This is a genomic window from Nocardioides candidus, from assembly GCF_041321175.1.
GTDB lineage: Bacteria > Actinomycetota > Actinomycetes > Propionibacteriales > Nocardioidaceae > Nocardioides.
In genome coordinates this window covers 896,510-918,817 of record NZ_JBGGWC010000001.1, presented here as the reverse complement: position 1 = coordinate 918,817, position 22,308 = coordinate 896,510, and the positions used below count along the sequence as shown (strand labels likewise).

At 73.4% G+C, this 22,308-nt stretch carries 22 protein-coding genes; 6 read left to right on the top strand and 16 right to left on the bottom strand.

The features are described from left to right. Positions 1-13: 13 nt before the first annotated feature. Positions 14-1,735, bottom strand: a complete 1,722-nt coding sequence (locus ACAX67_RS04520; RefSeq protein WP_370702617.1) for a CocE/NonD family hydrolase — start codon at positions 1,733-1,735, stop codon at positions 14-16. A gap of 172 nt (positions 1,736-1,907) precedes the next feature. Here ACAX67_RS04520 and ACAX67_RS04515 point away from each other — a divergent pair, with 172 nt between their 5' ends. Then, positions 1,908-3,167 (top strand): serine/threonine-protein kinase, encoded by a 1,260-nt coding sequence (locus tag ACAX67_RS04515; RefSeq protein WP_370702616.1) that lies wholly within the window; start codon positions 1,908-1,910, stop codon positions 3,165-3,167. 2 nt (positions 3,168-3,169) lie between these two features. Here ACAX67_RS04515 and pdxH read toward each other — a convergent pair whose 3' ends face one another. Next, positions 3,170-3,832: a pyridoxamine 5'-phosphate oxidase gene (pdxH, locus tag ACAX67_RS04510; RefSeq protein WP_370702615.1), complete on the bottom strand. Its 663-nt coding sequence runs from the start codon at positions 3,830-3,832 to the stop codon at positions 3,170-3,172. 62 nt (positions 3,833-3,894) lie between these two features. On the opposite strand from pdxH, the gene ACAX67_RS04505 reads away from it, so the two are divergent. Further along, a complete protein-coding gene (locus ACAX67_RS04505) occupies positions 3,895-4,998 on the top strand; it encodes a citrate synthase 2 (RefSeq protein ID WP_370702614.1) in 1,104 nt (367 codons plus the stop codon). Between the two features lie 15 nt (positions 4,999-5,013). Here the strand turns inward: ACAX67_RS04505 and ACAX67_RS04500 are convergent, their stop codons facing one another. Next, positions 5,014-5,667, bottom strand: a complete 654-nt coding sequence (locus ACAX67_RS04500) for a response regulator (protein WP_370702613.1) — start codon at positions 5,665-5,667, stop codon at positions 5,014-5,016. After that, entirely contained in the window at positions 5,664-6,734 is a 1,071-nt protein-coding gene (locus tag ACAX67_RS04495) for a sensor histidine kinase (protein WP_370702612.1), read from the bottom strand. Before ACAX67_RS04495 ends, ACAX67_RS04500 begins: the two co-directional genes overlap by 4 nt. A gap of 130 nt (positions 6,735-6,864) precedes the next feature. Between ACAX67_RS04495 and ACAX67_RS04490 the strand changes: the two genes are divergently transcribed. Both ACAX67_RS04490 and ACAX67_RS04485 read left to right on the top strand, forming a co-directional pair. After that, positions 6,865-7,758, top strand: coding sequence for an ATP-binding cassette domain-containing protein (locus tag ACAX67_RS04490; protein ID WP_370702611.1), 894 nt, complete (start codon positions 6,865-6,867; stop codon positions 7,756-7,758). Continuing rightward, a complete protein-coding gene (locus tag ACAX67_RS04485) occupies positions 7,755-8,630 on the top strand; it encodes an ABC transporter permease (RefSeq protein ID WP_370702610.1) in 876 nt (291 codons plus the stop codon). Before ACAX67_RS04490 ends, ACAX67_RS04485 begins: the two co-directional genes overlap by 4 nt. 4 nt (positions 8,631-8,634) lie before the next feature. Here ACAX67_RS04485 and ACAX67_RS04480 read toward each other — a convergent pair whose 3' ends face one another. Beyond that, positions 8,635-9,291: a FadR/GntR family transcriptional regulator gene (locus tag ACAX67_RS04480; protein ID WP_370702609.1), complete on the bottom strand. Its 657-nt coding sequence runs from the start codon at positions 9,289-9,291 to the stop codon at positions 8,635-8,637. A gap of 38 nt (positions 9,292-9,329) precedes the next feature. On the opposite strand from ACAX67_RS04480, the gene ACAX67_RS04475 reads away from it, so the two are divergent. Beyond that, complete coding sequence (locus ACAX67_RS04475; protein ID WP_370702608.1) at positions 9,330-10,547, top strand: CynX/NimT family MFS transporter; 1,218 nt, start codon at positions 9,330-9,332, stop codon at positions 10,545-10,547. Positions 10,548-10,577: 30 nt separating this feature from the next. On the opposite strand, the gene ACAX67_RS04470 is transcribed toward ACAX67_RS04475, so the two are convergent. From ACAX67_RS04470 to ACAX67_RS04460, 3 genes are all read right to left on the bottom strand, one after another. Further along, the gene (locus ACAX67_RS04470; RefSeq protein ID WP_370702607.1) at positions 10,578-10,919 is read right to left on the bottom strand and encodes a hypothetical protein; all 342 of its coding nucleotides are present in this window, start codon (positions 10,917-10,919) and stop codon (positions 10,578-10,580) included. A gap of 61 nt (positions 10,920-10,980) precedes the next feature. After that, a complete protein-coding gene (locus ACAX67_RS04465; RefSeq protein ID WP_370702606.1) occupies positions 10,981-11,466 on the bottom strand; it encodes a GNAT family N-acetyltransferase in 486 nt (161 codons plus the stop codon). Further along, the gene (locus tag ACAX67_RS04460; protein ID WP_370702605.1) at positions 11,459-11,854 is read right to left on the bottom strand and encodes a zinc-ribbon domain-containing protein; all 396 of its coding nucleotides are present in this window, start codon (positions 11,852-11,854) and stop codon (positions 11,459-11,461) included. Before ACAX67_RS04460 ends, ACAX67_RS04465 begins: the two co-directional genes overlap by 8 nt. Positions 11,855-11,973: 119 nt before the next feature. Here ACAX67_RS04460 and serC point away from each other — a divergent pair, with 119 nt between their 5' ends. Beyond that, entirely contained in the window at positions 11,974-13,107 is a 1,134-nt protein-coding gene (serC, locus tag ACAX67_RS04455) for a phosphoserine transaminase (protein ID WP_370702604.1), read from the top strand. A 7-nt stretch (positions 13,108-13,114) separates the two neighbouring features. On the opposite strand, the gene ACAX67_RS04450 is transcribed toward serC, so the two are convergent. The 8 genes from ACAX67_RS04450 to ACAX67_RS04415 form a co-directional block, all read right to left on the bottom strand. Continuing rightward, complete coding sequence (locus tag ACAX67_RS04450) at positions 13,115-14,116, bottom strand: phosphatase PAP2 family protein (protein ID WP_370702603.1); 1,002 nt, start codon at positions 14,114-14,116, stop codon at positions 13,115-13,117. 94 nt (positions 14,117-14,210) lie between these two features. After that, positions 14,211-14,708: a macro domain-containing protein gene (locus ACAX67_RS04445; RefSeq protein WP_370702602.1), complete on the bottom strand. Its 498-nt coding sequence runs from the start codon at positions 14,706-14,708 to the stop codon at positions 14,211-14,213. A 36-nt stretch (positions 14,709-14,744) separates the two neighbouring features. Further along, positions 14,745-15,743 (bottom strand): DNA topoisomerase IB, encoded by a 999-nt coding sequence (locus ACAX67_RS04440; RefSeq protein ID WP_370702601.1) that lies wholly within the window; start codon positions 15,741-15,743, stop codon positions 14,745-14,747. 81 nt (positions 15,744-15,824) lie between these two features. Continuing rightward, on the bottom strand, positions 15,825-16,838 hold the full coding sequence (locus ACAX67_RS04435) for a YjiK family protein (protein WP_370702600.1): 1,014 nt from the start codon (positions 16,836-16,838) through the stop codon (positions 15,825-15,827). After that, positions 16,835-18,079: a class I SAM-dependent methyltransferase gene (locus ACAX67_RS04430; protein WP_370702599.1), complete on the bottom strand. Its 1,245-nt coding sequence runs from the start codon at positions 18,077-18,079 to the stop codon at positions 16,835-16,837. The genes ACAX67_RS04435 and ACAX67_RS04430 overlap by 4 nt, the downstream gene beginning before the upstream one ends. 92 nt (positions 18,080-18,171) lie before the next feature. Then, positions 18,172-20,847 (bottom strand): FAD-binding and (Fe-S)-binding domain-containing protein, encoded by a 2,676-nt coding sequence (locus ACAX67_RS04425; RefSeq protein ID WP_370702598.1) that lies wholly within the window; start codon positions 20,845-20,847, stop codon positions 18,172-18,174. Between the two features lie 37 nt (positions 20,848-20,884). Beyond that, on the bottom strand, positions 20,885-21,763 hold the full coding sequence (locus ACAX67_RS04420) for a hypothetical protein (RefSeq protein ID WP_370702597.1): 879 nt from the start codon (positions 21,761-21,763) through the stop codon (positions 20,885-20,887). Continuing rightward, entirely contained in the window at positions 21,760-22,278 is a 519-nt protein-coding gene (locus ACAX67_RS04415) for a SigE family RNA polymerase sigma factor (protein WP_370702596.1), read from the bottom strand. Before ACAX67_RS04415 ends, ACAX67_RS04420 begins: the two co-directional genes overlap by 4 nt. Positions 22,279-22,308: the final 30 nt, after the last annotated feature.

Below are 22,308 nucleotides of genomic sequence, written 5' to 3'. Positions count from 1 at the left end.
GACTATCCCGAATTCAGCCGCCGAGCGCCGCGGCGAGGTCGCCGCCGGGGAGGACGGGCACGAGGATGCGGGCGCCGTTCGGGCCACCGACCCGCACGGTGTGGACGGCGGGCTGCCCGGACGGCAGGGACGCGAGCGAGGAGCCGACCAGGGAGAGCCGGATCCTGTGGCCGGCCTGGAACCGGTTGCCGACCGGCCACAGCTCGACCTGGTAGGTCCGCCACTGGCCGGGCTTGGCGGCCTGCTTGGTCGAGTAGTCGCCGTACGGCTGCACCACGTCGCCGCCCTGGACGAGTGACCGGCCGGGGACGAGGCCGGGGTACGACGTCGACAGCCGGCCCACGGTCAACGGGTGCGAGGACCCGTCGGGAGCGACGTCGGAGAGCACGGCCCAGATGCCGCTGTTGGGGGTGGAGGTCTTCAGCGGCAGCTCGAGGGTGACCGGGCCGGCCAGGTCGACCGAGGAGGACAGGGCCCGGGTCGTGTACGTCAGGCCGGTGAGGTCGGCGAGCAGGGTCTGGGTGAGGAGCGGCAGCGCGCCGGTGATCATGTCGAGGCCGGCGGCGCCGACGATCGCGGCGTTGGGGACGTCGGTCATCGTCGGGATCGACGGCACGGTGGCGTAGCTCTGCGTGCGGGCCAGCAGCGGCTTGGTGAGCGACAGCGTCCTCGCGCCGAGGTGGAGCGGCACCCAGGAGGTGCCGGGCAGCGGCCAGTCGGCGCCGTCGCGCCGCACGAAGTCGCCCTGGAGGTAGCGCAGCCGGTCGCCCTGCGACATCAGCAGCTGCACCCGCGGGTGGGACTCAACGCCGTTCGCGGTGCCGAGCACGTAGTGGTCGAGCCACGCCTGCGCCTCGGCGGCACCGCCGTCGGTGCCGGCGGGTGTGCCGTCGTGGCCACCGGCCAGGAGCAGGTGGGCGCCGTCGCCCTTCAGCGCCTGGTAGGCCTCGAACGCCCCGCGCGACTCCACGTCGAAGAACCCGTCGAGGAGCAGGACCGGGATGTCGTTGGCGTCGCCGCGCCAGCCGCGGTCGCGCCACCACTGGTCGAGGCTCGGGTGGGCGAGCCCGGCGTTGACGCCGGCGGTGAACATGCCGGCGAAGGCGTCGTACGCCGCCTTCGGGTCCGTCACCCGGTCGCCGCCCTGCAGCACGATCGGTGCGCCGATGAGGCCGAGCACGCCGGCGCCGGGCACCAGGTTCTGGATCCCGCCGGGCACCAGCAGGTCGCGGTAGAGCTCGTGGGTGCCCGAGCGCGTGACCGCGGCCTTCACGCACGGCAGGTGCAGGTGCCAGCTGTTGAACAGCATGATCGCGCTCGCGGAGAAGCCCGCCAGCGCGAGCCGACCGTCGCTGAACGGCTGCGTGCACGCCCAGTCGAGCACCTCGACGACGTCCTGCTGGGTGCGCGGACCGAGCGCGTCGAACTGGCCGCGGCTCGAGCCGGTGCCGCGGATCTGCACGAGCAGGTAGTTGTAGTCGGCATCGAAGGAGAAGGTCTGGCTGTTGTTGCCGTACGGCGAGAACTCCACGACCGTCGGACGGGCGGCCACCGGTCCGGGGCTGGTGAGCGTGGTGCGCAGCGCGACCCCGTCGGAGGTCGTGAAGTCCTGCTGCACCACGACCGGCGCCGTGTCGTCGGCCCGGGCCTCGGGCGAGGCGTGGAGGAACGCAGCGATGAGGGCCACCGCCGACGTCACCGCCCCGAGCATCCGGACGTTGCGACCTGCGGTCATGGTGCCTCCTGAGCACGAGGGTCCGCAGGCGCAACGACGCGGGCTGTGCCGGGGTTATCCGATCGGATGATTCGCAGGTCTGAGACCGAAAAGAAACCTCGAAACGGGTGCCGTCACGGGCGGACAGGACCTACCGTTTTCCCACGGGAGGGCCGTTGGAGAAGGCACGCCCGTGACAGTCCTCGAGATCGCGACCTACGGTCGCAACACGCTGCGGCGGCGCCGGCTCGAGGCTCGGATCCTCGAACCCGCGGTCCAGCCCGGCCTCGCCCCCGCCTACGAGCTCGATCCGCGTGCCCCGACGGCCACGCTGCTGACCGAGCTGCTGCCCGACGTCACCCTGGACGACCTCGTCGGCGTCTCTCCCCTCCCCGCCGCGGCGGCGCTGCACGCGCTCCGCGACGTGGCCGCCACCCTCCACGCGATGCACGAGTGCGGTCTGGTCCACGGCGACCTCCGCCCGTCCGGGGTGTTGGTCCTGCCCGACGGGCGCGCCGCCCTCGCCCGGTGCGACAGCTCCCCCGCGGCGCGCGGCACCGACCGGACGACGGCGGCGCGGGCCGACTCCCACGGGTTCGCCGTGCTCGCCTTCGAGCTGCTCACCGCCATCCACCCGCTCGATCCGACCGACGTCGCGGCCATGGTCGCGACGCTGGGGGAGCTCCCGCCGGCGGCCGCGGGGGTGCTCGCGCACGCGCTGACCGCCGCGCCCGCCCAGCGTCCGCTGCCGCTCGAGCTGGTCGGTGCGCTCGAGGACATCCCGGCCGACCAGTGGCCCTCCAACCAGCTACGCCCTGTCGAGAGGGCCCTCCCGCCCGTCGAGGCCGCACCCCCGCCGCCCGTCGAGGCCGCACCCCCGCCGCCCGTCGAGAGCGCACCCCCGCCGGTCGAGAGCGCGCCCCCGCCGCCGGAGGGCGCACCGGGCCTGTCGGCCACCACCGAGCGCGTCCACCCCCAGCGGCCGCTGTGGCGTCGGATCGTGTCGGCGATCACCATCGTGCTCGGCCTGCTCACCGTCGTCGGCGGCGGCGGCGCCGGCGCCTGGATGCTCTTCACCCCGGCGCCGACCGCGGGGGACGCGGCGCCGCCGGTCCAGGTGCAGCGGGTCGCCCTGTCGATCACGCCGCCCCAGGTCACCTGCCCCCGCGCCGCGCTCCACCTGGCGGCCACGATCCTCACCGACGGCGGCGAGGGTCCGCTGCAGGTGCGGTGGCGGCTGCCCGACGGCACTCTCGCCCAGACCCAGTCGCTGATGGCGGAGTCGGGCGAACGGGTGGTCCGCACGTCGTTCGACCTCGACCTCACCGGACGTCGCCGGATCGTCGGCAACGTGCGCGCGGTGGTGAGCCCCGCCGGCGTCGTCGCCACGGCGCCGCTGCGCTACCTGTGCGAGGGAGCCTTCAAGCCGGCGCGCCACTCCCCACGGATCTGAGGTCAGGGAGCGAGACGCTCGATCTGCCACCCCGTGCCCGCACGCCGGTAGCGCAGCCGGTCGTGCATCCGACCCGGCCTGCCCTGCCAGAACTCGAACGCCTCCGGGCGCACGCGGTAGCCGCCCCAGTGCTCGGGTACCGGGATCGGACCACCGGCCGGGCCGCCGTACTCCTGCGACGCGGCCGCGTAGCGCCGGTCGAGCTCGTCGCGACCGTCGACGACCTGCGACTGCGGCGAGGCGTGCGCGCCGAGCTGGCTGCCGCGCGGGCGGGCGGAGAAGTACGCCGCGACCTCGGCCTCGCTCAGCCGCACCGCCACGCCCTCGACCCGCACCTGGCGCTCGAGCGGGTGCCAGGGGAAGAGCAGCGCGCAGCGCGGCTGGTGGGCGAGGTCGTGCCCCTTGCGCGAGGCGGTGTTGGTGTAGAAGGCGAAGCCCTCGTCGCTGAGCCCCTTGAGCAGCACCATCCGGGCAGCCGGCTGGCCGTCGGGCGACACGGTGGCGACGACCATCGCGTTGGGCTCGTGGAGGTGGGCGTCCTGCGCGTCGGCGAACCACCGCCGGAACATCACGAACGGGTCGGGGTCGGCGTCGGACTCGGTCAGCCCCGCTTCGCCGTACTCCCTCCGCAGCGCGGCCAGATCGGGCTCCTCACCACCAGGCATAGGCCGACGGTAGTGGGTGGGGCAGAATGCCGGTGATTCTCTCTAGTCGAAGGAGACTGCGGATGCCTGAGGTACACCACGGACTGGAAGGCGTCGTCGCGTTCGAGACGCAGATCGCCGAGCCCGACAAGGAAGGCTCTGCGCTCCGCTACCGCGGTGTCGACATCGAGGACTTGGTGGGCCGCGTGCCCTTCGAGAACGTGTGGGGCCTGCTCATCGACGGCTCCTACACCCCCGGCCTGCCGCCGGCCGAGCCGTTCTCGCTCCCGGTGCACACCGGCGACGTGCGCGTCGACCTGCAGGCCGCGATCGCGATGCTCGCGCCGGCCTTCGGCATCCGCTACACCTACGACTCCACGCCCGAGAAGGTCCGCGAGGACCTCGCCCGGGCGGCCGTGATGGTGCTGGCGTACGCCGGCCAGTCGGCCCGCGACCTCCACGAGCCCGTCGTCCCGCAGCGTCTCGTCGACGAGGGCAAGACGCTCGCCGAGAAGTTCCTCATCCGCTGGCGCGGCGAGGCCGACCCCAAGCACGCGCACGCGATCGACGCCTACTGGTCCTCCGCGGCCGAGCACGGCATGAACGCCTCGACCTTCACCGCCCGGGTGATCACCTCGACCGGTGCCGACGTCGCGGCCGCGCTCTCGGGTGCGATCGGCGCGATGAGCGGCCCGCTGCACGGTGGCGCGCCCTCCCGCGTGCTCGGCATGATCGAGGACGTCGAGAAGTCCGGCGACGCACAGGCCTACGTCAAGGGCCTGCTCGACTCCGGTGAGCGGCTGATGGGCTTCGGCCACCGCGTCTACCGCGCCGAGGACCCCCGTGCCCGGGTGCTGCGCCGCACGGCCCGCGAGCTCGGCGCCCCGCGCTACGAGGTCGCCGAGGCGCTCGAGAAGGCCGCCCTCGCCGAGCTGCGCGAGCGGCGCCCCGACCGCGTGCTCGAGACCAACGTGGAGTTCTGGGCCGCGATCGTGCTCGACTTCGCCGAGGTGCCGGCGCACATGTTCACCTCGATGTTCACCTGCGCGCGCACGGGCGGCTGGTCCGCGCACATCCTCGAGCAGAAGACCACCGGTCGCCTGATCCGCCCGTCCGCGATCTACACCGGCCCCGCCGCCCGGCAGGCCGACGAGGTCGAGGGCTGGGACCCGGGCTGGATCTCGTAGGGCGAACCACCCCGCTCACGACCTCCCCACACCCGACTCGATCGCCCACACGACGAGCTGGGCACGATCCCGGGCGCCGAGCTTGACCATGGCCCGGCTCACGTGGGTCCGCACGGTGTCGGGGCTGACGACGAGCTCGGCGGCGATCTCGGCGTTGGACCGCCCGGTGGCGACCCACCCGAGGATCTCCCGCTCGCGGTCGGTGAGGTCGCCGAGGCGCGGGTGTGGACGGGTGGCCGGCCGCGCGCCGAAGTGCTCGATCACGGTGCGGGTCACCGACGGGGCGAGCAACGAGCCACCGTCCGCGACGACCCGGATCGCGTCGAGCAGGGCGGCGGGCTCGGCGTCCTTGAGCAGGAAGCCGCTGGCGCCGTTGCGCAGGGCCTCGAAGACGTAGTCGTCGAGCTCGAAGGTCGTCAGCATCACCATCCGGACCGCAGCGAGCCCGGGGTCGGCGGTCACGTCGGTCAGCAGCTCGAGGCCGTCGCGCACCGGCATCCGGATGTCGCAGAGCACCACGTCGGGACGGACCCGACGCAGCATCCCCAGCGCCTCACGGCCATCGCCCGCCTCACCGACCAGCTCGAGATCGGGCTCGGCGCCGATCAGGGTCGCCAGCCCCATCCGCACCAGAGGCTGGTCGTCGACCAGGGCCACCCGGATCGTCACGACGGCAGCTCCGCGACGACCTCGAACCCGCCGCCGTCGTACGGCCCGACGCGCAGCGTGCCCCCGACCCGCGCGACCCGGGCGCGCATGCCGCTGATGCCCATGCCCTCATCCTGCACCGCACTGCCGCGGCCGTCGTCGCGGACGGTGACCACCCACCGGTCCGCGCGCTGCTCGCAGGTGACGCTCGCCCGGGTGGCGTGCGCGTGGCGGAGCACGTTGGTCAGTGCCTCCTGGACGACGAGGTACGCGACCTCGCCGACGCCGGCTGCGACCTCGGGGGTCGGGGAAGCGACGTCGGGAGTGGCGTCCACGCGCAGGCCCGCGGCCCGGACCCGGTCGAGGAGCGCCGGCAGGTCGGCGAGCCCGGCGGCCGGGCGGCGGGGGGCGGTGCCGGAGATCGCGGCCAGCTCCGAGCGCAGGGCGTCGAGGGAGGCGCGGCTGGTGTCGCGGATCGCCTCGAGGCTGGCCCGGGCCTTGACCGGGTCCTGGTCGAGCACGTGCAGCGCGACGCCGGCCTGCATGGCGATGACGGCGAGACCGTGGCCGACGCCGTCGTGCAGCTCCTGCGCCATCCGCAGCTTCTCGTCGGCGACGGCGCGGTCGCGACGGTCCCGCGTCGCGCGGCGCCGGGTGCGCACCTCGGTGCCGATCGCGGCCGCCGCGGCGACGAGCGCACCGATGCCGAGGGACTGCCAGGAGCTGATGTCGACCACGTCGTCGCGCACCCCGCGCACCAGCAGGCCGGCCCAGACCGCGACCGCGCCGACGACCGTGAAGGGCAGCCAGCGCCGTACGTCCGCGGTCAGCGCGGCGATCAGGGTGGCGACCGGGATCGTGAGGAACACCGGTCCGTTGTCGCCGCCGGCGAGGAAGTAGCCACCCACCAGCAGGCCGTTGAGCACCACCAGCTCCGGCGTCCGCCACAGCCAGAAGAGGACCAGGGCGGACAGCGCGCCGAGCACCATCGGCAGCGGATGGCCGGCGTTGACCGCGATCGAGCCGCCGGTGACCACGAAGGTCAACGGCACCAGCCACCAGCGGCGCGCGGCGCGACGGACGTCCATGCCCCGAACCTAGGGGTCGCACCGGCCCTCGGCGTACAACGACGGGCGGTGGCGGCGTACGCAGGACCGCGTATGCCGCAGCCGCGTGACGGCGGACGCGCTCGGGCCGCGGTGCGAGCACGGTGGAGCCATGACCGACAACCACAGCCTCGTCGTCACCACCGACGCGTTGACCAAGAGGTACGGCGACCGCACCGCCGTCGACCACGTGAGCATGACCGTGCGGCGCGGTGAGGTGTACGGCTTCCTCGGCCCCAACGGCGCGGGCAAGACCACCACCCTGCGGATGCTGCTCGGCCTCGTCCGGCCCTCGTCCGGCACCGCGACGGTCGCCACCGACCGGGTCGGCGCCCTCATCGAGGGTCCCGGCTTCCACCCGTACCTGTCCGGGCGCGACAACCTCCGCGTGCTCGCGCGGGCCCGCGGCCTCGCCGGGACCGAGGTCGCCCGCGCGCTCGAGCGCGTCGACCTCAGCAACCGGGCGGACGACCGCTACAAGGGCTACTCGCTCGGCATGAAGCAGCGGCTCGGCGTCGCGGCGGCGTTGATGGGTGACCCCGAGCTGATCGTCCTCGACGAGCCGACCAACGGCCTCGACCCGGCCGGCATGGCCGACATGCGCGAGCTGGTCGTGGACCTCGCCCGTGGCGGCCAGACCGTGCTGCTCTCGAGCCACCTGCTCGCCGAGGTGCAGGAGATCTGCGACCGGGTGGGCGTCATCCACGACGGGCGGCTGCTCCGCGAGTCCACCGTGGCCGAGCTGCGCGGTGGCACGTCACTGCGGGTCCGGGCCACGCCGGAGCCGGAGGCGCTCGCGGTCGCGATGCGCCTGGCCGGCGACGACGCCGTACGACGGACCGCCACCGGCCTCGCCCTGGACCTGCCTGCCGACGCGGCGCCGCACCTGGCGCGCGAGCTCGTCGCGGCCGGCATCGACATCCACGAGCTCACCACCGTCGAGCGGACGCTCGAGGAGGTCTTCTTCGAGATGACCTCCACCCACCACGAGGAGCACGTCTCATGAGCACGACCACCGTCCCTGCCTCCACCGCGACGACCCGGGCGACCCGCGCGGAGCTGCTGCGGCTGCGCAAGTGGCCGGCCGTCTGGATCACCGTCGGCAGCTGGCTCGCCCTGAGCCTGATGTTCGGCTACCTCTTCAACTACCTGTCCTACCGCAGCGGCGACAGCTCCTTCTCCAACGAGGGCGCCACCAAGGCGACGCTGCTGGCCGAGATGCTGCCCGCGAGCGTGCCCGACGTGCTGGTGCAGGGCATGCCGATGTTCGGCGGCGCGCTGATGATGGTGCTCGGCGCCATCGTGGCCGGCAACGGCTATGGCTGGGGCACCTGGAAGACCGTCTTCTCCCAGGGGGTCGACCGGTCCGCGACGGTCCTGGGATCGCTGGTCGCGCTGACGGCGTACGTCGTCGGCATCCTCGCCGTCACCCTCGCCCTCGACCTCGGCATCTCCCTGCTGATCGCGGTCACGGAGTCGCAGGACGTGGTCCTGCCTTCGCTGTCGGCGGTGCTGGAGGCGCTCGGGGCCGGCTTCCTCGTGCTCGAGATGTGGGCGGTCGTCGGCTACGCGCTGGGCACCGTCGCCCGCGGGCCTGCGCTGTCGGTCGGGCTCGGCCTGGTGTGGGCGCTGGTGATCGAGAACCTGCTGCGCGGCGTCGGCCAGCTGCTGTCGTGGATCGACGCGCTGACGACGGTGCTCCCCGGGACCGCGGCCGGGTCGCTGATCGGCTCGATCGTCGGTGTCGGCGGCGAGGACCCCACCCCGGGCGTCCTCGACACCGTGTCCGGCACCCGCGGGGCGATCACGGTCGCCTGCTACATCGTGGTGGCCGCGGCGGTGAGCGTGGTCGTCGTACGGCGGCGCGACGTCGGCTGAGTCGTCAGCGGGGCACGTGGTCGAGGAGCACGGCGCCGGCCTCGGCGGCCCGGGCGGCGTCGCCCGCCCGGATCGCGGCGAGCACGGCGTCGTGCTCGCGCGCGAGGTCGTCGGCGTCGCCGGGGCCGTCGATGCTGGCGCGCAGGGTCTCCACGAGGCCGTCGTAGAGCTCGGCCAGCAGCGGGTTGTGGGCGGCCGCGACCACCGCGACGTGGAACTCCACGTCGGCGTCGACGAAGGCCGCCGCGTCCCCCGAGTCGACGGCCGCACGGCGACGCGCGATGGTCGCGTCGAGGACCGCCAGGTCCGCGTCCGTACGACGCCGGGCGGCCAGCGCGGCCGCCTGCACCTCGATCGCGTGGCGCACCTCCAGCAGGTGCGCGATGTCGACGCGCTCGCACTGGCGGCGCATGAGCGCCTGGACCTCGGTGGTGGCGGCGACATAGGTGCCGTCGCCGCGGCGGACCTCGAGCACGCCGACGTGCGCGAGTGCCTTCACTGCCTCGCGGACGGTGTTGCGGCTGACGCCCAGGGCGGCCGCGAGCTCCGGCTCGGGCGGGATGCGGGTGCCCACCGTCCACTCACCGCTGGCGAGCAGGTCGCGCATGCCGTCGATCGCCTGGTCGACGAGCGAGGCGGGGGCAGCGGGTGCTAACGGCATTTTCATCCAATCATCCGATGTCTGCCATACTACGACACATGGCCACGATCGTCGACACGCCCGCGCCGGACGCGACCGCACCATCCTCGCAGTCGCGACGACGTGCGGGCGCCGGCCTGGTCGTCGCCGTCCTGCTCGTGGCCCTCAACCTGCGGATCGCCGTCACCAGCCTCGGCGCCCTGCTCGACCGGCTGGGCGACCTCGGCGTCTCGCCGACCACCCAGGGGCTGCTCACGTCCCTGCCGGTCCTCTGCTTCGCGCTCGTCGGCGCGACCTCGATGGCCGTCACCCGGCGGATCGGGGTCGATCGCGGACTGGCCCTGTCCCTTGTGATCCTCACCGCCGGGCTGGTGCTGCGCGTCCTCGACGGCACCCCTGCCCTGCTGGCCGGCACGTTCGTCGCCTGCGCGGGCATCGCGCTGGCCAACGTGCTGATCCCGGCGATCGTCAAGGAGCACTTCCCCGGGCGGGTCGGCGCGCTGACCGGCGCCTACACCGCGGTGCTGTCGCTCGGCTCGGCCGCCGGCGCCGCGCTGACCGTGCCGCTGGCCGACGCGACCGGCAGCTGGCGCCTGGGCCTGGGCCTCTGGGCGATCGTGGCCGTGGCCGCGCTGCTCACCTGGGCTCCCTTCGCCCGCGGACGCGCCGTCCGCCGCGCGACGGTGAAGGGCGCGTCGCTGTGGCGCAACCCCACCGCCTGGGCCGTCACGCTGCTCTTCGGCACGCAGTCGACCTTCGCCTATGTGATGATGAGCTGGCTGCCGAGCATCTACGCCGACGCCGGCTTCAGCCACGAGGCGGCAGGCGTGCTGCTCGCCGTCAGCATCGTGATCGGCGTGCCGTTCTTCTTCCTCGCCCCGAGCATCGCGGGCCGGGTCCGCCACCAGGGCCACCTCATCGCGGGCCTGACGGCACTCACGGCCGCCGGCTGGGCGGGCCTGTGGCTGGCCCCGGAGGGCGGCGCCTGGGTCTGGGCGGCCCTGCTCGGCGCCGGCGGCGCGGTCTTCCCGGTCGTCCTGCTCTGCTTCGCCCTGCGCACGCGTACGGCGGCCGACACCGCCGCGCTCTCGACCATGGGCCAGAGCGTCGGCTACCTCATCGCGGCCGGCGGGCCGTTCGTCGTCGGCATGCTGCACCACGCGACGGGCGGCTGGAGCCTCCCGTGCGCGCTGCTCGTGGCGATCGGGGCGCTCCAGGTCGCGGCCGGCTACCGCGCCGGGCGTCCGGTGGTCATCGGCGCCGAGCAGCCGGCCTAGCGGGACCCAGCCCGCCCGGCCTCCGGCCCGTCAGCCCTCGGTCGAACGCGACGTGGAGTCCGGGTCGAGCCGGTCCGCCTTCCGCAGCCGGTCGTCGAGCTCGCTCTGCTCCTCCTGGAGACGAGCCCGTTCCTCCTGGGCCGCGAGCTCGAGCTGCTCGGCCTCCGCACGCATCCGCGCGGCCTCGGCCTCGGCGCCCTGCGTCTCGGCCTCCCGCTTGCGGAGCTCCGGCGCCTGCTGCGCGACCTCGGTGCGGATCGTGGCGGCCTTCTCGCGGCCCGCCTCGTGCCTCTTCTTCATGCCCATCGCCACGATCGCAGCGACGACCAGCAGCACCACGACGACGATGACGATCCAGATCCAGGTGTCCATGATGTCCTCCCTCTCGATCAGGAGCGGTAACCGAACCTGACGGGAGCAAACCCGGGGCGCCTCAGATCCGCTTGCCGAAGCATCGGTTGAGCGGGCTGTCGCGGTAGTGGCCGAAGACGGGCACCGGCACGTAGCCGGACGACTCGTAGAGGCTGATCGCCTCGGGCTGCCGCAGCCCGGTCTCCAGGACGACCAGGTCGTAGCCCGCGGCGACGGCGGTCGACTCGAGCTCGGCGAGGATGCGCCGGGCCAGGCCGCGGCCGCGAGCCTCCCGAGCGACGTACATGCGCTTGATCTCGACACTGCGGGAGCCACCGAGCGCGAGGACCGGGGAGCGCCGCCAGGCGCCGGTGCCCACCGGGACCCCGTCGAGGTAGGCCACGAGGAAGAGGCCGCCCGGCGGGACGAACATCGCCGGATCCACCGGGGTCTCGTCGGGCGAGCCGTAGCGCTCGACGTACTCCTCCTGCACGCGGGCGATCAGCGCCGTCGCGTCGGGGTGCCCGTAGCCGACGGCGCGCAGCTCGACGCCGGGCCGGTCAGCCAATCGGACTCCCGCAGGCGTCGCAGAACCGGGCCTCGGCGTCCTGCTGCACACCACACTTGCTGCAGAAGGGGCCCGAGCGCGCCTTCTTCTCGGCGATCTGCGCGTAGGCGTCACGGATCACGGGCGAGACCTCGCCCGCGACGTAGCGCGACGTCGCGCCGAGGAAGCCGGCGCGGGTGATGCCGAGACCGATGCCGAACGCGAGGAACCCGCCGAGGAAACGAGCGATGTCGGCGCCGGCCGGTCCGTCGAAGTCGTCCCGCGCACCGAACACCGCGCGGACACCCTGGACGAAGATCGCGATGCCCACGACCATGACGACGGGGCCGACGATCTGCAGGGCCAGCCGGACGCCACGCTGCTGGGCGAGGCCAGGGGTCTCTGCCACGGTTGCCCTCCCGAGAGCACATCTGGACCGGTTCGGCACCGGCCCGAGCGGGCTGTCAGACTACTGGGAGCAGCCTGACAGCGTCGTCAGCACACCCACCGCTTTGAGAAGGTTGCCGCATGACCGACGCCCCGCAGTCCCTGGTGCAGATCCCCGCCGAGCTCAAGCCGGCCGACGGCCGCTTCGGCGCCGGCCCGTCGAAGATCCAGACCAGCCACCTCGACGCGCTCGCCGCGACCGGCGACGCGCTCATGGGCACCTCCCACCGGCAGGCGCCGGTGAAGAGGACGGTCGGCCGGGTGCGCGAGGGCCTCGCCGAGCTCTTCGGGCTCCCGGAGGGGTACGAGGTCGTCCTGGGCAACGGCGGCGCGACCGCGTTCTGGGACATCGCGACCTTCGGGCTCATCGAGAGGAAGAGCCAGCACCTCTCCTTCGGGGAGTTCTCGAGCAAGTTCGCCAAGGCGGCCGCGGACGCGCCCTGGCTCGACGCGCCGTCGGTGATCAAGTCCGACCCGGGCAGCCTCCCCGCCGCGGTCGCCGAGGCCGGCGTCGACGTCTACGGCTGGGCCCACAACGAGACGTCGACCGCCGTCATGGCCCCGATCGTGCGGCCCGAGGGCGCCGACGAGGGCTCCCTGGTGCTGATCGACGCCACGTCGGGCGCCGGCGGCCTGCCGGTGGACCTCGACCAGGTCGACACCTACTACTTCGCCCCGCAGAAGTGCTTCGCCTCCGACGGCGGCCTCTGGATCGCGATCATGTCGCCGGCCGCGATCGAGCGCGCCGAGCGGATCGCGGCGAGCGACCGGCACGTCCCGGCGTTCTTCGACCTCAAGACCGCCATCGACAACAGCCGGCTCGACCAGACCTACAACACCCCGTCGGTCGCCACCCTCTTCCTGATGGCCGAGCAGCTGGACTGGATGAACAGCCTCGGCGGCATCAAGGGCATGGTCGAGCGCACCACCGAGTCGAGCAACCACCTCTACGGCTGGGCAGAGCGGACGTCGTACACGACTCCCTACGTCACCGACCCGGCCCACCGTTCCCTGGTGATCGGGACGATCGACTTCGACGACGCGATCGACGCCGCCGCGATCGCCAAGACGCTGCGCGCCAACGGCATCGTCGACACCGAGCCCTACCGCAAGCTCGGCCGCAACCAGCTGCGGATCGCGATGTACCCCGCGATCGACCCGGCCGACGTCGAGGCGCTCACCCGGTGCATCGACCACGTCGTCGAGAACAGCTGAACCGGGTCTAACCGGCTCCGGCCGCGTCGAGCTCGGGCTCGGCGTCGGGGGCCCCCGGCTCGGCGGCAGCGGCGGCCGCCCTCCGGCGTTCCCACGCGGACCAGCCGACCATCGTGCCCGCCACGAGCGCGGCGCCGGCGATCTCGTCGAGCACGTAGTGCTCGGCGTAGTAGACGAGCATGAGCATCATCGCCGCCGGGTAGAGCAGCAGCGCCCAGCGCCAGCGGCTCCGCAGCTGGGTGATCCCCCAGAGGGCCACGAGGATGGCGAGCCCCGCGTGCAGCGAGGGCATCGCCGCCACCTGGTTGCCGACCGCGGAGACGTGCTGCTGGGTCGTGCCCCCGCTCCCGTGGGACGAGCCGAGGTCGAACCAGCCGCGCCCGGTGATCCGGTGGACCTCCCCGATGTAGCCGTCGCGCGAGGCCATCCACGGCGGGGCCATCGGGTAGACGACGAAGCAGACCACCGCGAGCGAGATGACCGTGAGGTAGCGCCGCATGTAGCGCACCCACTGCGGCCGGTTGCGCTTCCACAGGAAGGCCGCCACGGCCAGTGCGGCGAAGAAGTGCGAGTAGTAGACCGTGGTGAGCACGACGTCGTACCACCGCGGCGCCATCGACCGCTCGCACGGGTTGCCGCAGAGGTGGTGCTGCAGCCACTCGGTGGGGAGGGTGCCCCCGAAGAGCCACTTGTCGAACTTGATCGGCTCGGTGACGTGGACGCTGAAGACGCCGAGGTCGTCGGAGAGTCCGCGGCTGTAGAGGTAGGCGAGGAAGACCACGAACGGCGGCCACCAGTCCTTGAGGAAGAGCAGGTGCTCGCGGACCGGGCGCCGGACGTCCCAGGCGACCGTGCCGAGCCAGATGCAGATGACGACCTCGATCGCCTGCTTCGGCAGGCCGAAGACCTGGATGTAGAGCCACAGCCCGACCAGGTAGACGGCCATGCCGACCACATGGACCATCACGTCGAGCACCCCGGAGCTGGGGCGCACGGCTTCGTCTGACATGCACACCTCCGAGCAGACGATAGGACCAAACACCGTGCGATCGCAGGTGAAATAGCAGTGAAGGTCCGTGTCGTGCGCCACGGTCGCCGCCGGGTCACCGGGCGAGGCGCGCGACCACCCGTTCGTAGGTGGTCGGGCCGAAGGCCACGAGCCGGGCCGTCCGCACCTCGGTCAGGGTGCCGCGGAGCGTCTCGACGGCTGCATCGATCGCGTCGTCCAGCGGCCAGCCGTAGGCGCCGGCACTGATGACGGGAAAGGCGACCGAGCGCGCGCCGAGCTCGTCGGCGACCTCCAGGGCACGCCGGTAGCAGGAGGTCAGGAGGCCCCGGTCGGTCTCGCCCCGGGTGCGGTTCGGGCCGACGACGTGGATCACCCAGGTGGCCGCCAGGTCTCCGGCCGTGGTCCAGCCGGCGTCACCGGTCGCGAGGCCGCGGGGGAAGCGGCGGCGGCAGTCCTCGAGCACCGCCGGACCACCGGCCCGGTGGATGGCGCCGTCGACACCGGCGCCGCCCCGCATGGCCCGGTTGGCGGCGTTGACCACCGCGTCCACGTGCTGCTCGGTGATGTCGCCCTCGACCGCCTCGACGTCCATGCGCGCGAGCCTGCCACGGACCGTGGGCGGGAGGCGCTACTTCAGCAGCCGCAGGACGGCGCGCTCGAGAGCCGCCTGGCGCTCGTCGGGCGAGTCGTAGCTGCGACGCGTGGTCGCGCTGATGGTGCGCCCCTCGTCGTACGCGTCGACGACGCGAGGATCGACGTACGACGACCTCGCCAGTGCCGGAGTGTTGCCGAGGTACTCCGCGACCTCCCGCATGGTCGCCGCCACCGCGCGCTTGCGGGCGGTCTTGCTGGCCTCCGGGCCCGGCGCCTCGGCCAGGGCGGCCGCTGCGATCACGGTGGCGTGCCAGGTGCGGAAGTCCTTGGCCGAGGCGTCGAGGCCGCTCGCCTCGCGGAGGTACTCGTTGACCAGGTCGGGCGTGAGCGAGCGCCACTTGCGGTCGACCTGGTAGCACAGCAGGCTCAGGTCGGTGGTCGACCGGCGTCGCCGCAGTCGGTCCAGCAGCTCGGTCACCTGCGGGTCGTCGACCTCGATCCGGTGCTCGATGCCGGACTTCCCGGTGAACTCGAAGACCAGCACGTCACGCTCGCGCCGCACGTGCTGTCGCTGGAGCGTGGTGAGCCCGAACGAGCCGTGCTCCTCGGTGTAGACGTCGTTGCCGATGCGGAAGTAGCCGAGGTCGAGCAGCCGTACGGCGAGCGCACAGCCGACCTCCAGGCAGTTGTCGCCCAGCGCGAGGTCGGCCAGCACCCGCTCGCGGATCCGCGGCAGCCGCCGGCCGAACCGCAGCACCCGGTCGTACTTCTCCGCGGAACGCTGCTGCACCCAGCCGGGGTGGTAGAGGTACTGCCGGCGTCCGGCGTCGTCGGTGCCGACCGCCTGCAGGTGGCCGTTGGGGAAGGGCGAGATCCACACGTCCCGCCACGCCGGTGGGATCACGAGCCTCTTGCAGCGCTCGGCGTCCTCGGCCCCCAGCCGCTCTCCGTGCTCGTCGAGGTACACGAATCCTCTGCCCGCGCGACGTCGGGTCCAGCCCCGTTGGTCGGGGGACGTCTTCCGCAGGCGCACGGCCTGAAGGTAACCGCCCGCGGACGACTCAGACGAGCGACAGGTGCACCGTCGCCTCGCCACCCTCGTCGAGACCCCCTGTCAGCGCGGCCGGAGGGCCCGGCGGAGCACCAGCAGGAGCACGGCGCCCGCGACCCCGCCGATCGCCCACGGCCAGTAGGGACGGGTGGCGTCCTGGGCGGGGCTGTCCCGGTCGGTCACGGTCCCCGGCGTCGAATCTGCGTCGCCCGGGCCGCCCTGGCCGGCCGGGCCGCCCGTGCCGCTGCCGGACGAGCTCGTGCCGTCCACCGCGGCCTGCACCTTCGGGGGCAGCGCGAAGGAGAGCACGTCGCTGTACTGCCCCTCGGAGCTGAGGAAGACCCGCCCGGAGTCGTCGACCGCGATGCCCTCCCCCTGCGGCTGCGAGGGCAGGTCGAACTTCGCGACCTCCTTCAGCGACGGCCAGCTGTAGACGGCGGCGGAGAAGTAGCCGCGGATGATCAGGTGCTTGCCGTCGGGGAAGAACGCACCGTCGGTCGCCACGCCGATCAGGTCGTCGCCCCGCAGCTCCAGCTCGTTGGTGCCGTCGGGATCGAGGTGCGCCGGAGCCGCGTACATGCGGCCGATGATGTCCTTGTCGACGATGAGCACCTGGCCGGTGACCGGGTGCACGAGCAGGGTCTCCGCGTCGTGCGGCCCGTCCGGGTAGGTGAGGTCGTACGTCGTCGGCTCGACCTCGCCGTCGTGACCGAACGGCACCTTCAAGAGCTCCACGGAGTCGCGCACCTCGTCGTTGTCGCCGGTGTCGCCGACCAGGACGTCGCCGTCGGGCATCGGGGCGATCGACTCGACGTCGGTGGGCTCCCCGCTCCAGGTCGTGACGGCCGTCGTCGAGCCGTCGGCGGGGTCGACCGTGAAGACCCGGCCGGAGTCGCCGGAGTCGTTGATCGTGGCGAACAGCCCGTCGTGCGCGACGAGCCCGCTCGACTCGATGATCTCCGGGTCGGCGAAGGAGAACGCGACGTGCTCCTTCGGCAGCGCGTCACCGCCCACGGTCAGCCCGAGCCCGAAGGGCAGCACCGCGAGGACCGAGAGCAGCTTCTCCAACCCGGTCACCCCGCGTCCGCGTCGCGCGCCAGCAGCGTCGCCAGGCGCGGCGCGACCTGCCAGGTGCCCACGAGGTCGTCGTACTCCCGGCGCAGCGCGGCGTCGCCCGCCGCCCGGCCCCTGCCGACGGTCCGCACCGCGCGCAGCATCGTGTTGCGCGGCGTGTGCTGGCTCTCGACGAACTGCACGACGTCCACCCGGTAGCCCTCGAGCCGCAGCAGCATCTCGCGCACCGCGTCGGTCAGGGTGTCGGCGAACCGCTCGCGCAGGATGCCGTGCCGGGTGAGCGAGGAGTACGGCGCCGGGGTCGGCGCCGCACGCAGCTGCGCCGCCAGGTCGTGGTGGCAGCACGGGGCGGCGAGGACGAGCGGCGCCTCCCAGGCGACCGCCCGGGCGAGGGCCTCGTCGGTCGCGGTGTCGCAGGCATGCAGCGCGAGCACCACGTCGGGGCGTTCGTCCCGGACCGGCAGGTCGGCGCCCTCGATCGTGCCGACGACGAAGTCCGCATCGATGTGGAGGGATGCGGCGACCGCGGCGTTGTGCTCGGCCGACTGCTGCTTGACGTCGACGCCGACGAGTCGCACGGGCAGACCGCGCTGCTCGGTCAGGTAGCGGTGGGCCGCGAAGGTCAGGTAGCCGTTGCCGCAGCCGAGGTCGACGATCCGTAGCGGGTCGTCGACGGTGGGCCGGCGCAGCTGCTTGCCGAGCGCCTCGGTGATCGAGGCGTCGAGGAGCCGCACGAACTCCTCGACCTGGCGGTACTTCGCCTGCCTGCTGGGCTTGATGCGCCCCTGCGCGTCCGCGATGCCGAGCGCGACCAGCACCGGGTCGTCCTCGGGGAGCAGCCGCTCCTTCTCCCGGTCGTGGCCGCGCTCGACGACGACGGCCTCGGGCCGCTCGGTCGAGTGGGTGATCGCGTCGAGCTTCTTGGTGATGCGCGTCTGGTGGACGTGGGTCGTCGTCTCGACGTGCCAGTTGCCGAACGCGTCGTCGAGCAGGACCTCGAGTGCCGCGCCGGCCGCGTCGCCGGCGAGGTGGTTGGCCGTGTGGGCCTGCGTGGCGTCGTACGTCGTGACCTGCAGGTGACGTCCGGTCTTCAGGTCGACCCAGCGCAGCTCGGCACGCCGCCACTTCGGGGTGCGGCCCTTCTGACGGCCGCTGGCGACCGCCCGGACCAGCGCGTCCGGGTCGAGGACGCGACCGCGCACCTGGGCCAGGCCGGCGGCCAGGCTCTCGGTCCGGCTGCTCATCGGAGGACGGCGGCGACGACGACGACGATCAGGAGGGCTGCCAGCGCGACCGGGATGACGAGTCGACGATGGCGCGGGTTCACCCGTCAAATCTACCGGGCGCCGGTCAGCAGCTCCGCCAGGTGCAGCGCCCGGACGCCGGCGAGGTCGTCGAGCTGCAGCGCGCAGGACAGGCCGTCGGCCAGCACGACCGTGCCGGGATCGGCCTCGATCGCCGCGCGGACCGCCGGCAGCAGGTACGATTCCGCGATCGCGACCGACGTCTCGTAGTGCCCCTTCTCCACGCCCCAGTTGCCGGCCAGCCCGCAGCAGCCCGACACGACCGTCACGTGGGCGCCGGCACGCTCGAGCAGGGCGCGGTCGCTCCCCCACCCGAGGACCGAGGAGTGGTGGCAGTGCGGCTGGGCGACGACGTGCACGCCGGACAGGTCGGGCAGCCGCAGGTCCAGCCGGGTGACGAGCTCGGCCAGCGTCACCACACCGAGCCCCGCGTCGGAGCGCAGGGCGGCGGTGCAGGAGGGCTCGACGCCGAGCACCGGCACGCCGCTGTCGAGGTACGGCGTCAGCACGGCCGTGGTGCGCTCGAGGACCTTCCGCGCGGTGTCCCGCTGTCCCGTGGACGTCCACGTCAGGGCGCAGCAGGCCTTCTCGTCGATCACCCGCGCCGTCAGCCCGGCTCCCTCGAGGTAGGCGATCGTCGCGAGGCCCGGACCGGTGCGGAAGTACTCGGTGAACGAGTCGGCCCAGATCCACACGTCCGGCGACTCCGTGTCGGTGCGCCGCACCGCCTTCGAGAACCTCGGCGACGCCAGCGCGGGCAGCGAGCGCCGCTGGTCGACCCCCGCCATGGCCTTGGCCAGCGCGGCGAACGGTCCGCCGCGCAGCGCCACGTTGCCCACCCGCGCCATCGGTGCACCCAGCCGGGCCCAGCGGGGCAGCCGGCCGAGGGCATAGTGCGAGCGCGGACGCCGCCGGCCGTCGTACGTCCGGTGGAGCACCTCGGACTTGTACTCCGCCATGTCCACGCCCGTCGGGCAGTCCGACGCGCAGCCCTTGCAGGACACGCAGAGGTCGAGCGCCTCGAGCACGGCCGGGTCGGTCAGCCCGCCGGCGAGCCCACCGGTGACCGCCTCCTGCAGCACCCGGGCGCGGCCCCGGGTGGAGTCCTTCTCGTCGCGGGTCGCGACGTAGGACGGACACATCACCCCGGCGGGCGACGGGGCGACGCACTTGCCCACCCCGGTGCAGCGGTGGACCTCGGTCGCGATCGGCCCGTCGACGAGCAGCGGCAGCACCGGCCGGAGGTCGGCGTCGAAGGGGCGGGGGTCGACGAGGACACCCGGGTTGAGCAGCCCGTCGGGGTCGGCGGCGTGCTTGATCGCGGCGAAGAGGGCGAGCGACCGGTCGTCGTACATCAGGGGCAGCAGCTCGGAGCGCGCCCGTCCGTCGCCGTGCTCCCCCGAGAGCGAGCCGCCGTGCTCCGCGAGCCGTTCGGCACAGGCGACGAGGAACTCGCGGAACGCGGCCGCGCCGCCGGAGAAGTCGAAGTCGACCCGCACGTGCACGCACCCGTCGCCGAAGTGCCCGTAGGGCACGCCGTCGAGCCGGTGCTCGCGGAGCAGGGCGTCGAAGTCGCGCAGCCATGCGCCGAGCCGCTCGGGCGGGACCGCGGCGTCCTCCCAGCCCGAGTAGGCCGGTCGGCCGAGGCTGCGGGCCGCGAGCCCGGCGCCGTCCTCGCGGATCCGCCACAGCGCGGCGGCCTCGGCGGCGCTCGTCACGGCCCGGGAGTCGAGGGCGCCGGCGACGGCTGCGATGCCGGCGAGCGCAGCCGCCCGGTCGGCACCGGCGACCTCGACGAAGAGCCAGCCCTCACCGCGCGGGAGGTCCGGCACGGCGCCGCCCCGCGCCCGCACCAGCTCCACGATCCGCGAGTCCAGTCCCTCGCACGCGATCAGCCTCGCCCCGGCGCCGAGCACCGCCGGCACCGCGTCGGCCGCCTCGATCATCGAGGGGTAGCCGAGCACGAGCAGGTCGCGCGGCTCCTCGGGCACCAGCGACACCGTCACCTCGCGCAGCAGCCCGAGCGTCCCCTCGGAGCCGGCGAAGAAGCGCGGCACGGAGAGCCGCTCGGGGAGCAGGTGCTCGAGCGAGTAGCCGGAGACCTGCCGCGAGAAGCGGCCGAACGACGTCCGCACGTGGGCGAGCTGCTGCGCCACCACGGCCGCGAGCCGGGCCTCGACCTCGCCCGCGCCGGCCGACCGGTCGGCCCAGAGGACGTCGGCCGCGACGATCGTGTCCGACGTACGGCCGTAGCCGAGCGCGCGCGACCCGCACGCGTTGTTGCCCACCATCCCGCCGATCGTGCAGCGGGTGTGGGTCGAAGGGTCGGGCCCGTAGCGCAGGCCGTGGGGCGCCGCGGCGGCCTGGAGCGAGGCGTGCACCACGCCCGGCTCGACCCGGGCGGTGCGGGCTTCGGGGTCGATCGCGAGCACGCGGTCGAGGCGGCGGGTGTCCACGACGACCCCCTCGCCGACGGCGTTGCCGGCGATCGAGGTCCCCGCACCGCGCATCGTCACCGAGGAGCCGGCCGTGGCAGCGACCTCCAGGACCGCCTCCAGCTCGTCGCGGTGGCGCGGCCGGGCAACGGCGGCCGGCAGCACGCGGTAGAGGGAGGCGTCGGTCGAGTAGAGGGCGCGGGTCAGGCTCGAGGCGTCCGCGTCGACACCACGACGGACCAGCTCGGCCACCAGGTCCCGGGCGTCACTCACCCGGTCAATCTAGTGACCTCGCCGCGCGCACCATCGATCAGGGGCAGGCGGTGATCGTGGTGTCGTCGCGCACCGTGCACCCCTGCCCGATCCGGGTGGCCACCAGGTCGGTGCCGTCGAGCGACCAGCGGTAGAAGGTGTTGCGGTAGACCTTGCGGGCGGAGCCCGGGTAGGCGTTGTCCGTGATGCGCGTGCCGTCGTCGTCATAGCTCATCGTGACGATGCCCCCCGACTGATCCACCCAGGTGCGCCAGGTGTCGGTGCCGCCCTCGGCCTCCGTGAGGTTGCTGGTCTGGCTGCCGAACATCGGCGAGCCCGGCGCGGCCGCCTCCACGACCTGCCCGTCACGCACCAGGTAGAGGTGCCAGGTCGTGTACGTCGTCCCGGCCGCCCCCTCACTCTCGGCAACGGGGATGACGACCGTGTCACTGCCCTCGATCGTCGTCAGGGGGCCGACCTTCGAGACCGGGCCGACGACCGGGGTGGTCAGCGACCGGCCGCCCGCTTCCAGCTGGAGGGAGACGCTGCCCTCGCTCCCGCTGAGCCGGACCTGGTCGCTCGTGCCGTCCCCGTCGAGGTCGCCGTCGAGCCAGGTGCCCGCCTCGACGCCCTGGTCCTGGGCCCAGGCGTCGGGCAGCCCGTCGGGGTGGCGCTCCCACCAGTGCGTGGGCAGCGGCGCCGACGTCGTCGTGTCGGTGGCGTCAGGGACCTCGTCGTCCCCGCCCCTGACGGTCATCAGGGTGACGGGCACGGCCACGACCAGTGCGGCTGCCGCGGCCACGAGCAGGAGGGGTCCCGGTCGCCGCCACGCCGGCGGCGGGTCGACGACCGGGGTCGTAGGGCGCAGCTCCTCGGGTCGCACCAGCTCGGCGCGGGCCGCTAGTGCGTCGCGCAGGCGGGTCTCGATGTCGTTCATCGCGAGCCCTCCATCCTCTGCTCCAGGGCCGCGAGCGCTCGGCTCGCGGTCGACTTCACGGTGCCGCGCGAGATGCCCATCGCGTCGGCGATCTCTGCCTCCGAGAGGTCGCTCCAGTAGCGGAGGACCAGCACCTCCCGCTGCCGCTCGGGCAGCGTCTCCAGCGCCTTCAGCACGGTCCGGTGCTCCTCGCTCAGCACAGCGAGGTCGTCGGGCCGTTCGGGCCCGGTGTCGTGCGGCGGCGCGTAGGCGCGCGCCGTACGTCGGCGGCGCAGTGCCGAGCGCGAGCGGTTGACCACGGCGCGACGCACGTAGCCCAGCGCCGCGTCGGGGTCGCGGAGCGAGCGGGTCTTCAGGAGCCCCGCGAAGACGTCGTGGACGACGTCCTCGGCGGCGCCGACGTCGTCGACGAGCAGCACCGCCAGCCGCACCAGGCTCAACCGGTGCGCCGCGTAGAGGTCGGCGACCAGCTGTTGCTGGTCGACGTGACGGTCGACGAGCGCCAGTCGCGCCATGACCCACCGCCCTTCTCCGCCTGCGTCCCT

Excerpts from the sequence above, each read along its gene's own strand:
- ACAX67_RS04520 (WP_370702617.1), bottom strand. The coding sequence starts at position 1,735 with ATGACCGCAGGTCGCAACGTCCGGATGCTCGGGGCGGTGACGTCGGCG.
- pdxH (WP_370702615.1), bottom strand. The coding sequence starts at position 3,832 with ATGCCTGGTGGTGAGGAGCCCGATCTGGCCGCGCTGCGGAGGGAGTAC.
- ACAX67_RS04505 (WP_370702614.1), top strand. The coding sequence starts at position 3,895 with ATGCCTGAGGTACACCACGGACTGGAAGGCGTCGTCGCGTTCGAGACG.
- ACAX67_RS04495 (WP_370702612.1), bottom strand. The coding sequence starts at position 6,734 with ATGGACGTCCGTCGCGCCGCGCGCCGCTGGTGGCTGGTGCCGTTGACC.
- ACAX67_RS04490 (WP_370702611.1), top strand. The coding sequence starts at position 6,865 with ATGACCGACAACCACAGCCTCGTCGTCACCACCGACGCGTTGACCAAG.
- ACAX67_RS04485 (WP_370702610.1), top strand. The coding sequence starts at position 7,755 with ATGAGCACGACCACCGTCCCTGCCTCCACCGCGACGACCCGGGCGACC.
- ACAX67_RS04480 (WP_370702609.1), bottom strand. The coding sequence starts at position 9,291 with ATGCCGTTAGCACCCGCTGCCCCCGCCTCGCTCGTCGACCAGGCGATC.
- ACAX67_RS04475 (WP_370702608.1), top strand. The coding sequence starts at position 9,330 with ATGGCCACGATCGTCGACACGCCCGCGCCGGACGCGACCGCACCATCC.
- ACAX67_RS04470 (WP_370702607.1), bottom strand. The coding sequence starts at position 10,919 with ATGGACACCTGGATCTGGATCGTCATCGTCGTCGTGGTGCTGCTGGTC.
- serC (WP_370702604.1), top strand. The coding sequence starts at position 11,974 with ATGACCGACGCCCCGCAGTCCCTGGTGCAGATCCCCGCCGAGCTCAAG.
- ACAX67_RS04450 (WP_370702603.1), bottom strand. The coding sequence starts at position 14,116 with ATGTCAGACGAAGCCGTGCGCCCCAGCTCCGGGGTGCTCGACGTGATG.
- ACAX67_RS04445 (WP_370702602.1), bottom strand. The coding sequence starts at position 14,708 with ATGGACGTCGAGGCGGTCGAGGGCGACATCACCGAGCAGCACGTGGAC.
- ACAX67_RS04430 (WP_370702599.1), bottom strand. The coding sequence starts at position 18,079 with ATGAGCAGCCGGACCGAGAGCCTGGCCGCCGGCCTGGCCCAGGTGCGC.
- ACAX67_RS04420 (WP_370702597.1), bottom strand. The coding sequence starts at position 21,763 with ATGAACGACATCGAGACCCGCCTGCGCGACGCACTAGCGGCCCGCGCC.
- ACAX67_RS04415 (WP_370702596.1), bottom strand. The coding sequence starts at position 22,278 with ATGGCGCGACTGGCGCTCGTCGACCGTCACGTCGACCAGCAACAGCTG.